Source organism: Scandinavium lactucae, assembly GCF_033843265.1.
Classification (GTDB): domain Bacteria; phylum Pseudomonadota; class Gammaproteobacteria; order Enterobacterales; family Enterobacteriaceae; genus Scandinavium; species Scandinavium lactucae.
On the sequence record NZ_JAWXRD010000005.1, the window covers coordinates 1 to 17,237 of the forward strand.

Sequence of the window (17,237 nt, forward strand, 5' to 3'; positions counted from 1 at the left end):
CACGGGGATTTTCAATCCCCTGCTCTACCGACTGAGCTATCCGGGCAACGGGGCGCATTAAACTAGATTCGGCCCGCCTCGTCAACGAAATTTGTGTGTTTCGCGACGGACTGCGCAATCTCTCACCATTTCTGCAAAATGACGAGATGTAGAACAGCGATTTGATATCAATGTTTTATGCGCTTACAGTGAATTTATAATCAATTTTTGCGCTTATTTAGCGCCTTGCGGCCCGAAAAGCTGCATATTGATTTCATCTTGCGCGGGTTGGCGAAAGGTGTAATTATTGCGCGAATTTTCTGCTTATCACCCCTGGGGCACCGGAATCCGGGCCTTTTATTCTCCCGATTTGGGTAGTCGCGCTTATGAAATCAATGCACATTGCCGCCAGCCGCGAGCTGGTTTCTCGTCTCTCCACTCACCGTAAGGTGGTGGCGCTGGACAGTACCGATTTTACCGACGTGGCGGCAGTGGTCATTACCGTTGCGGATAGCCGCAGCGGCATTCTTACGTTGCTCAAGCGAACCGGTTTTCAGCTGCCGGTGTTCCTGTTCTCTGAGGAAGCCCTGCAAGCGCCCGAAGGCGTTGAGGCAGTCATCAACGGCAGCGGACAGCAGTGGCTGGAGCTTGAAGCGGCGGCCACGCGCTATGAAGATCAGCTTCTGCCACCGTTTTTCGACACGCTGACGCAGTATGTGGCAATGGGCAACAGCACCTTTGCCTGTCCGGGGCATCAGCACGGCGAATTTTTCAAGAAGCATCCGGCGGGTCGCCAGTTCTATGACTTCTTCGGGGAGAATATTTTCCGTGCCGACATGTGCAACGCCGACGTCAAACTGGGTGATTTGTTAATTCACGAAGGGGCGGCCAAGCGGGCGCAAAAGTTCGCAGCGAAAGTGTTTAATGCGGATAAGACCTGGTTTGTCCTCAACGGCACCTCTGCGGCGAATAAGGTCGTCACCAATGCGCTGCTGACCCGCGGCGACCTGGTGTTATTTGACCGCAACAACCACAAATCAAACCATCATGGGGCGCTGATCCAGGCCGGGGCCACGCCGGTGTATCTCGAGGCCTCGCGCAATCCGTTTGGTTTTATTGGCGGGATTGATGAGCACTGCTTTGATGATGGCTATCTGCGGGAGCTTATCCGCGAAGTGGCACCGCATAAAGCGGATGACGCGCGTCCATTCCGCCTGGCGGTTATCCAGCTCGGGACTTACGACGGCACCATTTATAACGCCCGTCAGGTAGTCGATAAGATTGGTCATCTCTGCGATTACATTCTGTTTGACTCGGCATGGGTTGGCTACGAGCAGTTTATCCCGATGATGGCCGACTGTTCGCCGCTGCTGTTGGAGCTAAATGAAAACGATCCGGGCATTTTCGTAACCCAGTCGGTGCATAAGCAGCAGGCCGGTTTCTCCCAGACGTCGCAGATCCATAAGAAAGACAATCATATTCGCGGTCAGGCGCGTTTTTGCCCCTATAAGCGGCTGAACAACGCCTACATGCTGCACGCCTCCACCAGCCCGTTTTATCCGCTGTTCGCCGCGCTGGATGTGAATGCCAAAATTCACGAAGGGGAGAGCGGGCGTCGGCTGTGGGCAGAGTGCGTGACGCTCGGCATCGAGGCACGTAAAGCGATCATTGCCAACTGCAAGATGATCAAACCCTTTATTCCGCCGACGGTGGCCGGTCGTCCGTGGCAGGATCATCCCACGGAGGCCATTGCCCGCGAACGCCGTTTCTTCAGCTTTGGCCCGGGTGAACGCTGGCACGGCTTTGAAGGTTACGCGCAGGATCAGTATTTTGTCGATCCGTGCAAACTGCTGCTGACCACGCCGGGGATCGACGCCGATACGGGGCAATATACCGACTTTGGCATTCCGGCGACGATCCTCGCCCACTATCTGCGTGAAAACGGCATCGTGCCGGAGAAATGCGATCTCAACTCGATCCTGTTCCTGCTCACCCCCGCCGAGAGCACGGAGAAGCTGGCGCATCTGGTGGCGATGCTCGGCCAGTTTGAGCAGCATATTGAAGACGATACCCCGCTGGCCGCTGTGCTGCCGTCGGTGTTCAGTAAATATCCTGTACGCTATCGCGATTACACTCTGCGTCAGCTGTGCCAGGAAATGCATGACCTGTACGTTAGTTTTGGCGTGAAAGACCTGCAAAAAGCGATGTTCCGTAAAGAGAGTTTCCCGGCGGTGGTGATGAATCCGCAGGATGCCAATATCGAGTTTATCCGCGGGAACGTCGAACTGGTGCGCCTCAGCGAGGCGGAAGGCCGGATTGCTGCGGAAGGTGCGCTGCCGTATCCGCCAGGCGTGCTGTGTGTGGTGCCGGGGGAAATCTGGGGCGGGGCGGTTCAGCAGTATTTCCTCGCCCTGGAAGAGGGCGTGAACATGCTGCCCGGTTTTTCACCGGAGTTGCAGGGCGTTTACAGTGAGAAAGATGCGGATGGGATTAAGCGACTGTATGGCTACGTGCTGAAATCGTGAAGAAAGAACGGAGGGGAATTCCCCTCCGTTTGAGACTGCTGGCAAACTCTACGCTTTTTTGCTCGAGGGCGCTGACGCTTATCGGGCCTACAAACCGTAGGCCAGGCAAGTGTAACGCCGCCGGGCGTTTTGGAACTGATTAATGCGCCACAGGCTGCGCACCGTTCACCGTTGGCACATGTTTGTATTTGAACAGGGCCACGAAGGCGAAGGCCAGAACCAGCGAATACGCCGCGAAAATCAGCCACACGCTTTTCCAGTCGGTTATACCGCTGACGGTATACATCTCAACCACTTTACCGCTGACGATCCCACCCAGAATGCACCCGAAGCCGTTAGTCATCATCAGGAACATGCCCTGCGCGCTGGCGCGGATTTCAGGGCGTACTTCTTTTTCCACAAACACTGAACCCGAAATGTTGAAGAAGTCGAATGCACAACCGTAGACTATCATCGACAGCACCAGCAGGATGGTGCCGAATGCACTTGGATCGCCGTAAGCGAACAGGCCGAAGCGCAGCATCCACGCGAAAATACTGATTAACATTACGTTCTTGATGCCGTAGCGGCTGAGGAAGAACGGGATGGTCAGGATGAACAGGGTTTCAGAAATCTGTGAAATCGACATCATCACCGAGGCGTGTTCAACGATAAAGCTCCCGGAGAACAGCGGGTTGTTATCAAAGCTGTGCAGGAAGGTGTTGCCGAACATATTGGTAATTTGCAGCTCAGCGCCCAGCAGCATGGAGAAGATAAAGAAAATGGCCATGCGTTTGTTTTTAAACAACGCAAAGGCATCGAGGCCCAGCATGCTGCTCCAGCTCTGCTTCTGCTGCTGATTGGACACCGGGATATGCGGCAGGGTCAGGGTAAACAACGCCAGCACCACCGAGAGCGCCGCGCCGATGTAAAGCTGCATATGGCTCAGTTCAAAGCCGGAGAAGCTCACCGCCCACATGGCCAGGATAAAGCCAATGGTGCCCCAGATGCGGATCGGCGGGAAGTCGGTCACGATGTCCAGGCCCGCCGATTTCAGGCGGTAGTAGGAGATGGTGTTGACCAGGCCGAGCGTCGGCATATAGGCCAGGGAGTTCAGCAGGATAACGACAAACATCGCCCCCGGCGTGGTAACGCCCGCCGCCATAAACAGTGTGACGGCCCCGACCAGATGGCAAAAGGCATACACCCATTTAGCGCTGATCCACTTATCCGCCACGATCCCGAGCAACGTCGGCATCAGTACGGCGGCAATCCCCAGAGAACTATAGACGGCACCAATAGATGCGCCGTCGAATTTGAGCGTGACGAACATATAGGAGCCAAGTGTCGTCAGCCAGCTCCCCCAGAGGCAGAACTGCAGGAACGACAGTATTTTGAGCTGCAGCTTAAGGTTCATGTTACTTTCCTCACAAAGTGATGGGCGCTATGTTGTTATAGAAACATTCGTGGCGTGTATTTGATGCGATTCTATCTATCACGAGCGCTGCGTTTTGTTACCGCCCGCAAATAAATGCAATATTTATTCTTTTGCAGGATGGTTTAGTGACGCAAATAACATTTTTGTATGGTTGGTGGGATTGTGCAGTGTGATGCGCTCACCCGACCCTCTCCCACTTTACCGTCCGGGGAGAGGGATAAAACCGGGATGAGACATTACTTCCGACGATAGCTCTTCTGCGTATTGTTCACTTTATACAGATAGCGACGTGATTCCTGCGACGGATGGCGGGTGGTCAGGGTCTGATAAACATCCCCCGGTGCCATGCTGTTGATAATATTGGCCGCCTGAACTTTATCGCTGGAGAACACCCGCAGCACGCTACCCGCGCCGCCGTTGTAGGCGGTTATTACCGCATAACGCCGCGAGGTTGGATTATCAATCCCACTGAGATAAACGTTGTTGAGCATCGCCAGATAGGCGGTGCCGGTGTCGATATTGCTGGCCGGATCGAAAAGGAAGCTGCGGCTCGGCGTTCCGGATTTGCCCTGCGCTTTAAAGACGTCTTTCCCGGCGGTGTGCTGCACAACCTGCATCAGCCCCAGCGCATCAGAATTGCTGACCGCATACGGGTTAAATGACGATTCAGTCTGCATAATTGCCAGAATCAACGATTCATCGACGCCGTATTTGCGTGACGCCTGACGGACCATGCCTATGTACTTATGTGCACGTTTATCAAGGTGATTCGGCACCAGGTTGATGGTCACGCTGTAGATCATGTGCAGCCCGTTATTGCGGCTCTTGAGGCGGTTTTGCAGCAGCCAGTCGGCGTAATTGGACGCGCGGCCCTGCCAGCGTATCGGCTGCCCGGTGTTATCCACCACCTGCCCATACAGGAACGGCTCTTTGGATATCTGGATATCATCCGCGTCGGAGTAGAGGTCAACCGAGCCCGGATCGTCACCCATCAACAGCGTTTTGATGATGGTCTGACGCAGGCGACCCGTCGGGTCGGTTCCGGCGATGGTTTCAAAGGTGATGGTGCCCGCATCAAAGTTGATGTGGCTGCGGGTGTAGTACTGATCGGAATACTTCACGTAGTCCTTCGGTCCGGCGACCAGAACTTCGTTGTATCCCCAGATATTCTCGATGTTATGGGCAAATTGCCCCATCAGAATGTCAAAACCGTTGGTGTCTTTTACCCAGGCTTCGTTAAAGGGCGTACCCTTTTTGGAGCCTGAACACGAAATGAGCAACGGCGCAATCAGGGCTAGCGCTAAATATTTTTTCATCATTCCGGGTGTGCGAGTTGTGTTGTAATAAAGGGCCCAAAGGCCCTTATGTTATTGTTTTTCTGGCGGCGTATAGCCTTCGATATGAACCTCTTTCCCTTCGAACAGGAAGTTCACCATCTCCTGCTCCAGCAGCTTGCGGTGCTCAGGATTCATCATGCTGAGCTTTTTCTCGTTAATCAGCATGGTTTGCTTATGCTGCCACTGGGCCCAGGCTTCTTTTGAAATTTCGTTGTAGATGCGCTTTCCAAGCTCGCCCGGATAAAGCTGGAAGTCCTGGCCTTCAGCGTCGCGCTGCAGGAAGGTACAAAAAATGGTTCTGCTCATGACTATTCCTCTTTATGGCCGTCGCTCACACCAGAGCGCCGGCGCGTAACTGCTGTAACAGGCGCTCCACGGGGGCCGCCAGCCCGACTGACGGTGGCTGGGCTAAGTTATACCAGAGAGCAGCGCCTTCATCCATGCACGCGTCCATAGACTGCACGCTGAGCCACATAGGCACAATATCCAGATGGAAATGGCTGAAGGTATGGCGAAATGCGGTTTGCTGCGCAAGCGTATCGGCGTTAATTTGCCGCCGGGCTAACCACTCGCGTAATTCGGCTTCCGATGTAAACTGCGGGAAGCAGAACAAGCCACCCCACAGACCACTCGGCGGACGCTGGAACAGCAACACCTCGTCTTGGTGCTGCATGATCAGCAAATAGCCCACGCGCTCCGGCAGGGTTTGCTTCGGCTTCTTGCCGGGATACTGCGCCCAGCTGTGGTTGGCATATGCCACGCAGCCGGTTTTCAGCGGGCACAGTTCACATTTGGGTTTCGAACGGGTGCAGACCATCGCCCCCAAATCCATCATCGCCTGATTAAAACGCTCCACGCCTTTCGCCGGGGTGACGTCTTCACTGATTTCCCACAGCCGCTTTTCCACGTCCTTTTTACCCGGCCAGCCTTCGACCGCGTAACAGCGGGCCAGCACGCGTTTTACGTTTCCGTCGAGAATGGGGAAATGTTTGCCGAGCGACAGCGACAGCACCGCGCCTGCGGTGGAGCGCCCGACGCCGGGCAGGGCGGCGACTTCATCAAAGGTTTGCGGAAAGACGCCATTATGAAGGGTGGCAACCTGCTGTGCCGCTTTGTGCAGGTTGCGCGCCCGGGCGTAATAGCCCAGACCGGTCCACAGATGCAGCACTTCATCGAGCGGCGCATTAGCGAGGTCGGTAATGGTAGGGAAACGCGCCATAAAGCGCTCAAAATAAGGGATAACGGTAGCAACCTGTGTTTGTTGCAACATCACCTCAGAGAGCCATACTTTGTACGGCGTTTTTTCCCTTTGCCAGGGCAGGGTCTTACGCCCATATTTGTCGTACCAGTCCAGCACCTGGGCTGAAAATTGAGAGGCTTGCATGGCTACCGATTCGCTGTATCAGGGACGCAGATTGCAGCACAGCGTCATCGGGCTGTAAACCGGATCTTTCCCATGCTTGCATACTTCGCCTGAGTTTGGATAATGCCCGTTTCCCGAATACTCACCAGGTAGACAGAATTTTTATGAACAACGACGTCATTTCACCGGAATTTGATGAAGACGGCCGCCCGATGCGCCGTATTCGTAGCTTTGTCCGCCGTCAGGGCCGTCTGACCAAAGGGCAGCAGCACGCGCTGGACAACTATTGGCCGGTGATGGGCGTCGAGTTTAGCGAAACCCCTGTCGACTTCGTGGCCCTGTTTGGTCGCGATGCACCGACCACCCTGGAGATTGGTTTTGGCATGGGCGCATCGCTCGTCACCATGGCAAAGGCCAAGCCGGAGCAGAATTTCTTAGGCATTGAAGTCCACTCCCCTGGCGTCGGCGCGTGTCTGGCGTCTGCCCATGAAGAGGGCGTGGAAAACCTGCGCGTGATGTGTCACGACGCGGTGGAAGTGCTGCACAAAATGATTCCTGACAATTCTCTCAACATGGTGCAGCTGTTTTTCCCTGACCCGTGGCATAAAGCGCGTCATAATAAACGCCGTATCGTTCAGGCTCCTTTTGCTGAGCTGGTGAAAAGCAAGCTGAAGCTCGGCGGCGTCTTCCACATGGCGACCGATTGGGAACCGTATGCGGAGCACATGCTGGAAGTGATGTCGTCGCTGGAGGGTTACAAAAACCTGTCTGAAAGTAACGACTACGTACCGCGTCCGGAATCACGTCCAGTGACCAAATTTGAACAGCGTGGCCATCGTCTTGGTCACGGCGTATGGGACTTAATGTTCGAGAGGGTGAAATAATGGCGAAGAACCGTAGCCGTCGTCTGCGTAAGAAAATGCATATCGACGAATTCCAGGAATTAGGATTTTCCGTTTCATGGCGTTTCCCGGAAGGCAGCACCGAAGAGCAGATTGATAAAACCGTTGATGATTTCATTAATGAGGTTATCGAGCCGAACAAGCTGGCCTTTGACGGCAGCGGCTATCTGGCCTGGGAAGGTCTGATTTGCATGCAGGAAATCGGTAAATGTACCGAAGAACACCAGGCCGCCGTGCGAAAATGGCTGGAAGACAGAAAGTTCGAAGAAGTGCGCACCAGCGAACTTTTCGACGTTTGGTGGGACTAAACAAACATAAAGGGCCAGCAATCGCTGGCCCGTTTTGTCTTTACAGGAGTTTCTATGATGCGCAAAACGATGCTGGCCGCGGCGCTGTGCGTGACCGCGTTTGCAGCCCAGGCGGATTATCAATGCAGCGTCACCCCGCGTGATGACGTTATCCTTAACCCGCAAACCGTGCAGGTGAAAGGCGAGAACGGCAATCTGGTGATCACCCCGGATGGCAACGTGATGTACAACGGAAAACAATACACCCTGAGCGCAGCCCAGCGCGAACAGGCAAAAGATTATCAGGCCGAGCTGCGTGCCGCACTGCCGTGGATTGATGACGGGGCCCGCTCCCGGGTGGATAAAGGCCGCGTGGCGCTGGATAAAATCATCACCGAGCAGGTGGGGGCAGAGAGCAATATGCATTCGCGCCTGACCAAACTCGATGCGCAGCTGAAAGCGCAAATGAACCGTATCATCGAGCACCGCACCGACGGTCTGACCTTCCATTACAAAGGCGTCGATCAGGTTCGCGCTGACGGCCAGCAGCTGGTCAATCAGGCGATGGGCGGTATCTTGCAGGACAGCATCAATGAGATGGGCGCGAAAGCAGTCGTGAAAGGCGGCGGTAATCCTCTGCAAGGCATTTTAGGCAGTCTCGGCGGCTTGCAGGGAGCCATTCAGGACGAATGGAAGAACCAGCAGGCAGATTTCCAGAAATTCGGCAAAGACGTGTGTAGCCGCGTCGTGACGCTGGAAGAGAGCCGGAAGGCGCTGGTGGGCGGGCTGAAATAACGCGCAGTGCCTCACGTAGGTTCCTGCGTGAGGCAACGTTTCTTTTATGCCTTGTCGGACTTCATATACTCGTGATGGAAGTTCTCTTTGCTGATTGGACGAGAGAACAGAAAGCCTTGCCCATATTTCACATCATGACGCAGCATGGTGGAAATATGCGTGTAATTCTCGACGCCTTCGATAATGACATCAATATCCATCTCTTTGATGTAGTCCAGCATAACAAGGGTCTTATCAATATTCGCGGCGGCAAGACAGCTTCTGTCGAGCTTAACATAGTCCGTCGACCACACGGCGAGGCGGGCTTTTAGCTTTTCCAGACAATCAATACCATCCCAGGCGAGATGAATCCCGGCTTCGCTCAGTTGTTTTAGGTTTTGCCTCATGGCATCTTCAGGACAATCGATGCTGTCGGTAATTTCAAAAACGAAATGACGGGGTGAAAGTTGGTTTTGTTGCATCAGGTTAATCGCACGCACCGCGAAACCAGCATCGTTCAACTGCACCTGCGAAATATTAAAGGTAAAGAGCGGATTTTCCCGTAAGGCCTGTGGCTGTCGGGCGATAAATTTAAACGCCTGCGCCATGACGTAGTCGCCCATCGGTAATATCCCGCCGGTTTCTTCCAGTTGGCTAATAAAGAGATTAGGCGGAACAATATTGCGCCGGTGAGTGCCACGGACTAAGACTTCGCCACCAATGCAGACGAATCGCGAAAGATCGAAAATGGGTTGAATGACAAAGTCGATGCCAGCGTCGAGCCTGTTTTTTTCGACACACTGAACAATAAAATGTGTACTTTTTTCCATGCCAGCCTCTTAGCCATAACGTTACCCTTCATAACGACACATTGCCCGCCAGACTTAAGCCAGCGAGCAAAAAACGATGTTAAGGTGCGGATCAGGCGGACAGTATTGTGTTTTTACCGCTTTTTTTGGCCTCGTACAGCAGCGCATCGGCTCTGGCAATCACCTCCTCCACAGAAGCATCGCCCATCTTACAAAGACCGGCACTAAAGGAAACCTTCAGGTCAGGTTCGCGGAAGCTGCGCGTATTCAATGAAATTCGCCATTTTTCCAGGTAACTTTGCGCTTTTTCGAGTGAAATATCGTCGAACAGGACCGCAATTTCTTCGCCACCGTAGCGGTAGAGGGTTATCTTTTCCAGGCCGCATAAGCGCATTCCCAGTTCAGCCGTTGTTTTCAGCACGATGTCACCCACCGGATGGCCCCAGCGGTCATTGATCGACTTAAAGTTATCGAGGTCGATCATCGCGAGATGACAATTTTCTTGGTTGTTGTGACGCTTCACTTCGGTATCAAAAGCCCGGCGGTTCGCCAGCCCGGTCAGACTGTCCGTCAGCGCATCATGGATAATCTTCTCGTGGCGCTGTTGTGAGCTGTGAATCTCTTCGAATAGCAGCTCCTCTACCGCGCCCGGTTTAATCACGCCATCTCTGATACTGCTCGCGATACGCATATAAATGGTGTTCAGCGCCGCGCCCGTCGCCCACCAACAAAATAGCAATACAACGAGGGCAAACCCCATTCCATAGGCAACCTTAATGCTTTCATGCAGTACCAGTTCGTTCATCTCATTTTCAGCCACTTCCTGAATCACAAACCATCCTCTCGGCTCTAGCGCGCGGTAGAAGTAGTAATGTCGGTTCTGATAAAAATCGCCGTGATGCTCTCTCGCGCGTTCGGTGATCGCCTTCAGCGTTTCGGGCGCGATTTCATGTCCGGGGTTGATGATGATTTTACCTTCCCGGTTCATCAGGAAGGTTTTGCTCGTCATAGGTGGCGCGGAGTTAACCAGGATTTCTTCCGTTTTTTCGACATCAAGATTAAGGGCCAGCACCCCCTCGTTCGAGCCATCTGTGCCATCAATCACCGGTAAAGAGATAGTCAGAACCTGCTGTTTACCGGTAAAAGGATCCGCATTAATGGAGTAATGCGCGACCTCGGTGTCCTCTATGGCGATAGTGAACCAGGATTCTTTGCGCGGATCCCAGCTCTGAGCATTTGTATGCGGCTTAGCAAGATACGGCAGACGAATGAAATTGCCTGCATCGTCAGCGTGAATGATAGAGACCGCATCCGGCATGATGCGCAAGCGTTCAATCAGCCAGTTGCGCAGGGATAAATCCTGCGCCTTGCCCTGGCTGAACTTATGTTGATCCGCAGAGACGCGTGCCATTTCCCTGACAATAACTTCATATCCGCTAAGATATTTGTCAGTAAACAAGGCCACATTTCTGACATACAAATTATTTTGTTTTCGATAGGACTCTTTGATGTCTATCCACTGCGCAAGCGTGATCACAATACAAACTAAAATGAGGGTGAAAGCCATCGCTGAAAAACAGATATTCAACGGCCTTCTGAAATTTAAACTCTTGATCACTCGTAACTCCGGAATGAACTAAATGCACCCAATATGAGGTCAGAAAAAATAAAAAGGCTACTGTTTCGGGAACATACAAATGGATACGAATATGCTCAAAAATAACCTAACAAAATCAACAATTAATTAACAACACCGAAGGTTAGACGGTATTATAAAAGAGTACCCGCTCACTTTTCCATTGTCAAAATCGATCGAATTAAATTTATCGATCGATATTGACGATTGGTCACAAGGGGGGATGAGTATTAACCCGTTGATCTGAAACCCATGGCGACATCCGAAATGGTCATTCCAGCTCAGAGAGTAGCGCTATCGCTGATGAACAGTGATCCTATTTTATTATGAAGATAAATAGATAGGTGAATAATTAGAATGTTAATAAAGAGGTCGTGTCGAATGGTTTATTCGGAAATGACGAATTAATGATGCCTGCGAAGAATACACAGGCATCAAAAAGGAATATTCGCCGTTACATCAATCCCAGCGCCTGGGGAATAAACAGCGAAATTTGCGGGATGTAGGTTATCAACATCAACGCAACCAACAGGGCAAAGTAGAAGGGCAGCAGCGGCTTGATCAGGTGCTGGATCTTCACCCCGGAAATTGAACATCCGACAAACAATGCGCTACCGACCGGCGGAGTTAACAGGCCGATGCACAGGTTAGCCACCATCATTATCCCGAAATGCACCGGATCCATCCCAAGCTCTTGCGCGATCGGCAGGAAGATAGGCGTGAAGATGAGCACCGCGGGGGTCATATCCATAAAAATGCCCACGATCAGCAGCACGATGTTAATCAGCAGCAGGATTATCAGCGGGTTATCGGAGATCCCCATCAGCGTGTCGCTGATCAGATAGGGAATATCCGCATTGGTCATCGCCCAGGACATGCCGACGGAAAAACCAATCAGTAACAGCACGATTGAGGTTGTCACCACCGATTCGAGGATCAGTTTCGGCAGGTCACGCCACTTCACTTCCCGGTAAATAATCACCGACAGGATAAAGGTATACACCACTGCGATCGCCGAGGCTTCGGTCGCGGTAAATACACCGCCCAGAATCCCCCCCATCACGATAACCACTAACAGCAAGCTCGGCAGCGCGTCGAGAAGCGCTTTGGCGGCTTGCGCACAGGTCGGCCGCTCGGAAAGCGGATATCCCCGCCGCTTGGCGATAATCGCGCAAACCACCATGATAGCCAGCCCCATCAGGATCCCCGGCAGATAGCCCGCCATAAACAGGGACGCGACAGAAACGCCCCCCGCCGTGAGGGAGAACACAATCAGCACGTTTGAGGGAGGGATAAGCAACCCGGTAATACTGGACGAAACGTTTACGGCGGTAGAGAACGCCGGATCGTATCCTTTTTTAGTCTGGATAGGATTCAGCGTGCCGCCTACCGCCGCTGCGGCTGCCACTGCCGAACCGGAGATGGAGCCAAACATCATGTTTGCCAGCACGTTTACATGCCCCAGCGACCCCGGCACCCGGCCCACCATTACCTGGGCGAGGTTAATCAAACGGAGAGCTATCCCGCCGCTGTTCATCAGCGTTCCGGCGAAAATGAAAAACGGAATTGCCAGCAGGGCAAAGTTATCCAGCCCGTTGGCCAGACGCTGGGAGACGGTAATCACCGCGATATCCCAGGGGAACATCAGCAGCATAGAGGTGACCGTGGCGATGCCGATGGAAAAGGAAATCGGCACGCCGATGAACACCAGGGCAAAGAAACAACCGAATAAAGTCAGAGCGATATATCCGTCCATCAATGCGCCGCCTCCTGCGGATGGGTCAGGCGATGTAGATTCTGGTGAATAAAGTACAGGGCGTAAAACATCATTACGATGCCGCATAGCGGCAGGATGAGATACACATGGCCCATCGGGATTTGCATCGCCGCGGAAACCTGGGCGGTGGCCAGCGTCTTATCGATAAGTTTCAGGCCACCGGTGACGATAACGAGGGCGGAAAACAGGAAAATCAGGATATTGATAACGACGTTCAGCAGCGCCTGTTTTTGCCTGCTCAACGTCATAGCCAGCAGATCAATCGCCAAATGGCGTTGAGCACCGACGGTGTAGGCGGCCCCTAACAGGCCGACCCAGATCATCAGAAAACGAGCCAGTTCATCGGTCATGGTGCTGGGCTGGTTCAGCACATAGCGGCTGAAAACTTGCCATACCACGCAGATCACTAGTGCGACCATCACGACGACCGAAAACGCCGCAATGGTGCGATCCACCACCTGTTTAATGCGGTTTAAAATCATTTGGATATACCCTGGAGAGATTGCTGGAGAGAATAAAGGGCCTGTCGCCAGACCCATCACGTTATTCAGCAGCCTGTTCGAATTTTGCCAACAAAGCGGCCTGCTTCGGATCTTTGTTGAAATCGTCATACAGCGGTTGGACAGCTGCCCGGAACGGGGCCTTATCCACGGTGACGAAGGTTCCGCCCATCGCTTTTGCCTGCGCACGGGTTTCAGCTTCCACGTTTGCCCAGGCTTTTTGCTGCCATGCCTCGGAGTCTGTCGCCGCTTTGCTCAGGATCTGCTGCTGCTCGGGCGTCAGTTTGTCCCAGGTTTTGGTGGAGATGACCAGGAAGTCAGGAATAGAGGCGTGTTCATCTTCGGAATAGACTTTGGCGATTTCGATATGGCGGGTCTGTACCCACGACGGGACGTTATTCTCCGCCCCATCGACCACCCCCTGCTGCATCGCGGTGTACACTTCGCCAAATGAGATAGGGGTTGGCGAACCGCCCATTAATTCGACCATTTTCAGCGTGGTCGGGCTCGCCTGAACGCGAATTTTCTGTCCCTTTAGATCTTCAGGTTTGGTAATAGCTTTTTTGGCATAAAAACTGCGGGTCCCGGCGACATAGGCAGAAAGGGCAAAGAAACCTTTATCTTTGCTGGATGCCATTATTTCCTTTCCAACATTGCCGAAAACGACGTTATCGAAATGCTTCTGATCTTTAAATAAATAAGGAAGGTTATAAATGGCATACGTATTATCAAATGACTCCAGATCGCTGGCGGAGCCTTTGGTCATATCCAGCGCGCCGTTCTGCAATAATTCCATGGTTTCGCGCGCGCTGCCCATCTGACTACTCGGATAAATACGGATAGTCATTTTGCCGTCAGAAAGTTGTTTGACCTCTTTTGCCATTTGCTCAAAGGCCTGATGAACCACATGGCTGCGTTCCAGGTTATGTGCCAGTTTTAACGTCACTTTTTCCGCCGCCTGCGCCGTGGTGGCAAACAGCGCCAGCAGTGATATGCCCAGTAAAGAACGTGTAGTCATGTTCATTTTCATTAGTGGCTCCATGCACAAAAAAAAAGAAGGGGGAGATGGTTCACAGGAAATGGTATTCCCACAAAATCTGTATGACATCTTATCCTGGTTGTCAGACATCAATGCGCATTCCAGGTCACATTTTTCCGTGCAAAAGCGAAGGACAGTTTATTTTTGTGCGCTGGGTTATGTTTATTTCTATTTTTATTCAGGAGATAAATGAATGTGAGAATAATTAGGGGAATAACTAAGAGGTAATATCGAAGTGTTAGCTCGGGAATGACGAATTAATGATGCCAGCGAAGAATACGCTGGCATCAAGAGAAAAATTTATTCGCTAAGGAATAATTCCAGTAATGAATTCAGGAACAGTTTACCGTGTTCGGTAATTTGCCATTCGGTCTCACTTTCGGTGAGATAACCCTGCGCCAGCGCCTCGTCAATTTGCGAACGTACCGCTGACTCTGCCAGCCCGGTGAAGGCGGTGAATTCAGCGCGTGGGGCGGCTTCCAGCAGGCGGAAACGGTTCATAAAGAACTCGAACGGCTTATCGGCGGCTTCCACGTCATGCTGGCGCTCAAGGTAGCGACCTTCCATAAATCCACGCGGATGGCGGGTTTTTGCGGTACGCAGAATGCGCCCGTCCGGGAAGGTCACTTTGCCGTGTGCGCCGCAGCCGATACCCAAATAATCGCCAAAGCGCCAGTAGTTCAGGTTGTGCTGACACTGGAAGCCTGGCTTGGCATAGGCCGAGGTTTCATATTGCTGATAGCCCGCCGCCCTCAGTAGCTGGTGGCCCTGCTCGTAGATATCCCACAGCGCATCGTCATCCGGCAATTTTGGTGGACGCGAGCTGAACAGGGTATTCGGCTCGATGGTGAGCTGATACCACGACAGGTGCGGGGGATTGAGTTCAATCGCCTGACGCAAATCGTCGAGTGCTTCTTCCAGGGTCTGATCCGGCAGGCCGTGCATCAGGTCGAGGTTAAAACTGCGCAGACCTAAGCCGGTCGCCAGTCGTGCCGCACGCTTCGCTTCATCGGCGTCGTGAATGCGGCCCAGACGTTTCAGTTTCTGCTCGCTAAAGCTCTGCACGCCAATCGAAATGCGGTTCACTCCGGCGCGTTGATACTCGACAAATCGGTCAGCTTCGACGGTACCCGGATTGGCTTCCATGGTGATTTCTGCATCTGCGGCGAGGTTCAGACGCGCCCGCACGCCGTCGAGCAGGGTGTGCATCGCCGGGCCGGACAGCAGGCTTGGCGTACCTCCACCGATAAAGATCGTTTTTACTTCGCGTCCCTGCGCGTAGGGCACGTCGGCATCGAGGTCAGCCAGCAGATGCTGAACGTAGTCGTCGTGCGGCACTTCGCCTTTCAGCGCGTGCGAGTTGAAATCACAGTACGGGCATTTCTGCACGCACCAGGGAATGTGAATGTAAAGACTCAGCGGAGGGAGAACGGTCATTAACGCAGTGCTTCCAGTAACAGTTTCAGCGCCTGTCCACGGTGGGACACGGCAATTTTTTCTTCACGGCTTAGCTCCGCCGCCGTTTTACCGGCATCGGGAACAAAGAAGATAGGGTCGTAGCCAAAGCCTCCGTTGCCCGCGGCTTCACGAGTAATCACGCCCGGCCAGCTACCGTGGCAGACCAGCGGAGTGGGGTCCTCTGCATGACGCATATACACCAGCACGCAGTGGAACTGCGCCTGGCGCTTTTCAACGGGAACATCTTTCAGTGCAACCAGCAGCTTTTCCAGATTCTGCTGGTCGGTGGCGTCCACGCCTGCATAACGCGCGGAATAGATCCCCGGCGCACCGCCCAGCACATCCACCGCCAGACCCGAGTCATCGGCAATGGCGGGCAGGCCAGTGACTTTCGCGGCGTGACGCGCTTTCAGAAGCGCGTTCTCGATAAACGTCAGCCCGGTCTCTTCCACGGACTCGACATTCAGTTCGGTCTGCGCCACCACATCGAGACCAAAATCGTTTAATAGCGAGGCAAGCTCGCGCACTTTACCGGCGTTACCGGTAGCCAGAACTACTTTTTGCATGGGATGTCCTGTCTGGTGAGCGCTTCAACGCCCGAAGGGATTTGTTGCGGGTGAATGATTTTTACCTGCTTGTGGCGGCCAAGTTCGCCTTTCTCAATTATCACCTGGCTCTTGGCGACGCGAAACTGTTTGCCGAGAAATTTAATCAGATGGGCATTGGCCTGGCCGTCAACCGGCGGGGCGGTGATGGCGACTTTTAATTCGTCGCCATGCAGTCCGACAATGCTGTCACGGCTGGCTTTCGGCTGAATATACAGCCGTAAAACCAGCCCGTCGTCACAGCGTTCGACGGCACTCATAGTGCCATCCACAGCCCCGGCAGCAGCATGTTACCGGTCGCGCCTAACAGCTCGGTGATCCCCATATTGGCGACGTACAGCAGCAGGACGAGGATCATTGGCGAGAAGTCGATACCGCCCATCGAGGGCAGCATGCTGCGGATAGGACGCAGCAGCGGATCGGCAAGCTGCATCAGCACAAACTCCACCGGGCTACGGCCTCGACTGACCCAGCTCATGATGGCCATCAGCATCAGCACCCAGAAAATCAGTAGGCCGATAGTTTTCACCAGAATCAGCAGCGCGGCGATCCAGATAATGGGCTGGAAGGTAATGACCATAAACAGCACGATAGCCTTCAGGACGCACAGCACGAAGGCAATCAGTAATGACGAACTGTCAATCGGCCCCATCGCAGGGATCACGCGGCGCAGCGGCCCAACCAGCGGCTGAGTGGCTTTCACCACGAACTGCGAGAACGGGTTGTAAAAATCACAGCGGGCCCACTGCATCCAGACGCGGAGCAGCATCACCATGGTGTACAGCTCAAGTACCGTCGAGAGCAGGAAAGTCAACGTCTTCATGGCGTT

Annotated in this window: 17 protein-coding genes; 4 read left to right on the forward strand and 13 right to left on the reverse strand. The window is 53.3% G+C overall.

Annotated elements, in window-relative coordinates:
- The first annotated feature begins 365 nt into the window (after positions 1-365).
- Positions 366-2,504, forward strand: a complete 2,139-nt coding sequence (locus SIK69_RS06005) for an ornithine decarboxylase (protein ID WP_319628578.1) — start codon at positions 366-368, stop codon at positions 2,502-2,504.
- A gap of 139 nt (positions 2,505-2,643) precedes the next feature.
- On the opposite strand, the gene SIK69_RS06010 is transcribed toward SIK69_RS06005, so the two are convergent.
- The 4 genes from SIK69_RS06010 to mutY all read right to left on the reverse strand — a co-directional run bounded on the left by SIK69_RS06010 (position 2,644) and on the right by mutY (position 6,642).
- Positions 2,644-3,900, reverse strand: a complete 1,257-nt coding sequence (locus tag SIK69_RS06010) for a nucleoside permease (protein ID WP_319628577.1) — start codon at positions 3,898-3,900, stop codon at positions 2,644-2,646.
- 257 nt (positions 3,901-4,157) lie between these two features.
- On the reverse strand, positions 4,158-5,237 hold the full coding sequence (gene mltC, locus SIK69_RS06015) for a membrane-bound lytic murein transglycosylase MltC (RefSeq protein WP_319628576.1): 1,080 nt from the start codon (positions 5,235-5,237) through the stop codon (positions 4,158-4,160).
- A gap of 51 nt (positions 5,238-5,288) precedes the next feature.
- Positions 5,289-5,564 (reverse strand): oxidative damage protection protein, encoded by a 276-nt coding sequence (locus SIK69_RS06020; protein ID WP_319628575.1) that lies wholly within the window; start codon positions 5,562-5,564, stop codon positions 5,289-5,291.
- Positions 5,565-5,589: 25 nt separating this feature from the next.
- Positions 5,590-6,642 (reverse strand): A/G-specific adenine glycosylase, encoded by a 1,053-nt coding sequence (mutY, locus tag SIK69_RS06025; RefSeq protein ID WP_319628574.1) that lies wholly within the window; start codon positions 6,640-6,642, stop codon positions 5,590-5,592.
- Positions 6,643-6,785: 143 nt separating this feature from the next.
- On the opposite strand from mutY, the gene trmB reads away from it, so the two are divergent.
- Genes trmB through SIK69_RS06040 form a run of 3 tightly spaced genes read left to right on the forward strand, consistent with a single transcriptional unit; the run spans position 6,786 to position 8,605 of the window.
- Complete coding sequence (gene trmB / locus SIK69_RS06030) at positions 6,786-7,505, forward strand: tRNA (guanosine(46)-N7)-methyltransferase TrmB (RefSeq protein ID WP_319628573.1); 720 nt, start codon at positions 6,786-6,788, stop codon at positions 7,503-7,505.
- Positions 7,505-7,831: a YggL family protein gene (locus SIK69_RS06035; RefSeq protein ID WP_319628572.1), complete on the forward strand. Its 327-nt coding sequence runs from the start codon at positions 7,505-7,507 to the stop codon at positions 7,829-7,831. The genes trmB and SIK69_RS06035 overlap by 1 nt, the downstream gene beginning before the upstream one ends.
- A 54-nt stretch (positions 7,832-7,885) precedes the next feature.
- Positions 7,886-8,605, forward strand: a complete 720-nt coding sequence (locus SIK69_RS06040; RefSeq protein WP_319628571.1) for a YggN family protein — start codon at positions 7,886-7,888, stop codon at positions 8,603-8,605.
- Between the two features lie 44 nt (positions 8,606-8,649).
- On the opposite strand, the gene SIK69_RS06045 is transcribed toward SIK69_RS06040, so the two are convergent.
- The 9 genes from SIK69_RS06045 to SIK69_RS06085 all read right to left on the reverse strand — a co-directional run bounded on the left by SIK69_RS06045 (position 8,650) and on the right by SIK69_RS06085 (position 17,231).
- Positions 8,650-9,414 carry an EAL domain-containing protein gene (locus tag SIK69_RS06045; RefSeq protein ID WP_319628570.1) on the reverse strand — a complete coding sequence of 255 codons (765 nt, stop codon included), beginning with the start codon at positions 9,412-9,414 and terminating at the stop codon, positions 8,650-8,652.
- Between the two features lie 91 nt (positions 9,415-9,505).
- Complete coding sequence (locus SIK69_RS06050) at positions 9,506-10,960, reverse strand: diguanylate cyclase domain-containing protein (protein ID WP_319785694.1); 1,455 nt, start codon at positions 10,958-10,960, stop codon at positions 9,506-9,508.
- Positions 10,961-11,483: 523 nt separating this feature from the next.
- On the reverse strand, positions 11,484-12,785 hold the full coding sequence (locus tag SIK69_RS06055; protein ID WP_319785654.1) for a TRAP transporter large permease: 1,302 nt from the start codon (positions 12,783-12,785) through the stop codon (positions 11,484-11,486).
- Positions 12,785-13,288, reverse strand: coding sequence for a TRAP transporter small permease (locus SIK69_RS06060; protein ID WP_319628568.1), 504 nt, complete (start codon positions 13,286-13,288; stop codon positions 12,785-12,787). The genes SIK69_RS06055 and SIK69_RS06060 overlap by 1 nt, the downstream gene beginning before the upstream one ends.
- Positions 13,289-13,349: 61 nt before the next feature.
- Complete coding sequence (locus SIK69_RS06065) at positions 13,350-14,336, reverse strand: TRAP transporter substrate-binding protein (RefSeq protein WP_319628567.1); 987 nt, start codon at positions 14,334-14,336, stop codon at positions 13,350-13,352.
- A gap of 309 nt (positions 14,337-14,645) precedes the next feature.
- Positions 14,646-15,782 (reverse strand): radical SAM family heme chaperone HemW, encoded by a 1,137-nt coding sequence (gene hemW / locus SIK69_RS06070; RefSeq protein ID WP_319785655.1) that lies wholly within the window; start codon positions 15,780-15,782, stop codon positions 14,646-14,648.
- Positions 15,782-16,369 (reverse strand): XTP/dITP diphosphatase, encoded by a 588-nt coding sequence (locus tag SIK69_RS06075; RefSeq protein WP_319785656.1) that lies wholly within the window; start codon positions 16,367-16,369, stop codon positions 15,782-15,784. Before SIK69_RS06075 ends, hemW begins: the two co-directional genes overlap by 1 nt.
- A complete protein-coding gene (yggU, locus tag SIK69_RS06080) occupies positions 16,357-16,668 on the reverse strand; it encodes a DUF167 family protein YggU (RefSeq protein WP_319628564.1) in 312 nt (103 codons plus the stop codon). Before yggU ends, SIK69_RS06075 begins: the two co-directional genes overlap by 13 nt.
- A complete protein-coding gene (locus SIK69_RS06085) occupies positions 16,665-17,231 on the reverse strand; it encodes a YggT family protein (RefSeq protein WP_319628563.1) in 567 nt (188 codons plus the stop codon). Before SIK69_RS06085 ends, yggU begins: the two co-directional genes overlap by 4 nt.
- Between the last annotated feature and the right edge of the window lie 6 nt (positions 17,232-17,237).

Bases quoted from the DNA above. Each gene is read 5' to 3' on its own strand.
- SIK69_RS06005 (WP_319628578.1), top strand. From the start codon at position 366: ATGAAATCAATGCACATTGCCGCCAGCCGCGAGCTGGTTTCTCGTCTC.
- SIK69_RS06010 (WP_319628577.1), bottom strand. From the start codon at position 3,900: ATGAACCTTAAGCTGCAGCTCAAAATACTGTCGTTCCTGCAGTTCTGC.
- mltC (WP_319628576.1), bottom strand. From the start codon at position 5,237: ATGAAAAAATATTTAGCGCTAGCCCTGATTGCGCCGTTGCTCATTTCG.
- SIK69_RS06020 (WP_319628575.1), bottom strand. From the start codon at position 5,564: ATGAGCAGAACCATTTTTTGTACCTTCCTGCAGCGCGACGCTGAAGGC.
- mutY (WP_319628574.1), bottom strand. From the start codon at position 6,642: ATGCAAGCCTCTCAATTTTCAGCCCAGGTGCTGGACTGGTACGACAAA.
- trmB (WP_319628573.1), top strand. From the start codon at position 6,786: ATGAACAACGACGTCATTTCACCGGAATTTGATGAAGACGGCCGCCCG.
- SIK69_RS06035 (WP_319628572.1), top strand. From the start codon at position 7,505: ATGGCGAAGAACCGTAGCCGTCGTCTGCGTAAGAAAATGCATATCGAC.
- SIK69_RS06040 (WP_319628571.1), top strand. From the start codon at position 7,886: ATGATGCGCAAAACGATGCTGGCCGCGGCGCTGTGCGTGACCGCGTTT.
- SIK69_RS06045 (WP_319628570.1), bottom strand. From the start codon at position 9,414: ATGGAAAAAAGTACACATTTTATTGTTCAGTGTGTCGAAAAAAACAGG.
- SIK69_RS06050 (WP_319785694.1), bottom strand. From the start codon at position 10,960: ATGGCTTTCACCCTCATTTTAGTTTGTATTGTGATCACGCTTGCGCAG.
- SIK69_RS06055 (WP_319785654.1), bottom strand. From the start codon at position 12,785: ATGGACGGATATATCGCTCTGACTTTATTCGGTTGTTTCTTTGCCCTG.
- SIK69_RS06060 (WP_319628568.1), bottom strand. From the start codon at position 13,288: ATGATTTTAAACCGCATTAAACAGGTGGTGGATCGCACCATTGCGGCG.
- SIK69_RS06065 (WP_319628567.1), bottom strand. From the start codon at position 14,336: ATGAAAATGAACATGACTACACGTTCTTTACTGGGCATATCACTGCTG.
- hemW (WP_319785655.1), bottom strand. From the start codon at position 15,782: ATGACCGTTCTCCCTCCGCTGAGTCTTTACATTCACATTCCCTGGTGC.
- SIK69_RS06075 (WP_319785656.1), bottom strand. From the start codon at position 16,369: ATGCAAAAAGTAGTTCTGGCTACCGGTAACGCCGGTAAAGTGCGCGAG.
- yggU (WP_319628564.1), bottom strand. From the start codon at position 16,668: ATGAGTGCCGTCGAACGCTGTGACGACGGGCTGGTTTTACGGCTGTAT.
- SIK69_RS06085 (WP_319628563.1), bottom strand. From the start codon at position 17,231: ATGAAGACGTTGACTTTCCTGCTCTCGACGGTACTTGAGCTGTACACC.